The organism is Bacillota bacterium, from assembly GCA_040754675.1.
Taxonomy (GTDB): Bacteria; Bacillota; Limnochordia; order Limnochordales; family Geochordaceae; genus Geochorda.
Window position 1 is genome coordinate 1 of the sequence record JBFMCJ010000766.1, and the last position, 1,619, is coordinate 1,619.

Genomic DNA, 1,619 nt, shown 5'->3' on the forward strand with positions numbered 1-1,619 from the left:
AACGATCATGGCCACTCCGTACGCGGCGAGCACGACGACCGGCTGCCACAGGAGTTCCAACCCGTACCCCTTGATAAAGATGCCGCGGGCGATGGGGACGAAGTAGGTGAACGGCAGCAGGTAGGCGATGTACTGGATGGCCTCCGGCATGGAGGTGAGGGGAAAGATGAGGCCTGAGAGCAGTATCTGGGGGAAGATGCAGAAGAAGGACAACTGCATGGCCTGCTGCTGCGTCCCAGACACCGTGGAGATCAGCAGCCCGAGCCCCAGGGTGGTGAGCAGGAACAGCAGGGTAAGCCCGCAGAAGAGCCACAGGTTGCCGGCCACCCGCAAGTCAAACAGGTAGGTACCTGCCAGGAGCACCAGGGCGAAGTCGACGGCCGCCACGGCCACGTAAGGGAGCAGCTTCCCGAGCACCAGTTCAAGCGGCCGGATCGGTGTCACCACCAGCTGCTCCAGGGTGCCGAACTCCCGCTCCCGCACGATGCCCAGCGAAGTAAGCAGGGTGGTCATGAACATGACCACCAGGCCAAGCAGGCCCGGGATCATCACGGGGGCGCTCTTGAGGTCGGGATTGTAAAGGATCTCGATCTCCGGGATCAGCCGCGGGGGTACCGGGGGTTCGAAGTCCAGGTCCGCCAGGGACGGAGGCCGGAAAAGGTCCTCCGGTAATGCCACCGCCGGACCCCGTGATTCCATGAGCGCCTGCGCCTTCTCCCGGGCCTCTGCGGTACGGCGGGCGAGTTCGGCTCCGAGTCGGCGGCGCACGTCCTCCTCCACCTGGGCGCGCACCTCGGCCCCGATCTCGTCCTGCACCGGCTCCATAGCCCGCTGCAGCATGCGGGCGGCCGCCTGGGCCTTGAAAAGCTGGGAGCCGTCTATGATCAGCTTGAGGCGGGCATCGGTGCTGCCGTCGCTCACCCGACCGAAGCCGGGGGGAATGAAGACCGCCATGTCGACCCTTTCCTGCTCGACCGCCTGCCGGATGTCCTCCCACGGCACCGTGAGCCGGACGGGCACGAACTTCTCATAGGAAAGGATGGCCTCGGCCAGCCGCGCACCGATATTGGTACCGCTCTCGTCCACCACCGCCACCCGGAGGTCCGAGATATCGAAGCTGAAAGCGTAACCAAATATGACCAGCCACACCAGGGGTAACACGATCATCATGGCCAGGGTGCGGCGGTCCCGCCGCATCTGGATGAACTCCTTTTGAACCAGAGGATCCGCTGCAACGTGGCCTCAACTCCTTCCCAAGCGGCCATGGACAGTACAGGAAGACGCAGAGCGGGGACGTGCTCCACTCGTTCCGAAAGTATACGGGCTGCTCGTGCTTGTCAAGCGACGCGGCCCAGGCCCCCACAGCCCACGCTCGGCGCGCGCGAGGACCCGGGAACGCTACCCCCTCCTCGCCCGTCAATGTTCACGAGTGGGCCGCCAGGCGAACCGGCCCTGAGGTGGGATTGCAGTGCGACCAAACAGTGTGCTATCGTGGCAGACGCCACTGTGGGCTGGGCGGTGACGCGGACCTCCGTCCTGCGGACGGAAGATGGTGGTGCCCGGTGGGTGGAGGTGACACCGAACGCAGAGACCGGTTTCTCCCTTGCCGCATCTGCACT

At 65.0% G+C, this 1,619-nt stretch carries 1 protein-coding gene; it reads right to left on the reverse strand.

From position 1 onward, the window contains the following. On the reverse strand, positions 1 to 1,221 hold a 1,221-nt coding region (locus AB1609_23400), incomplete at its 3' end, for an ABC transporter permease (GenBank protein ID MEW6049380.1). Between the last annotated feature and the right edge of the window lie 398 nt (positions 1,222 to 1,619).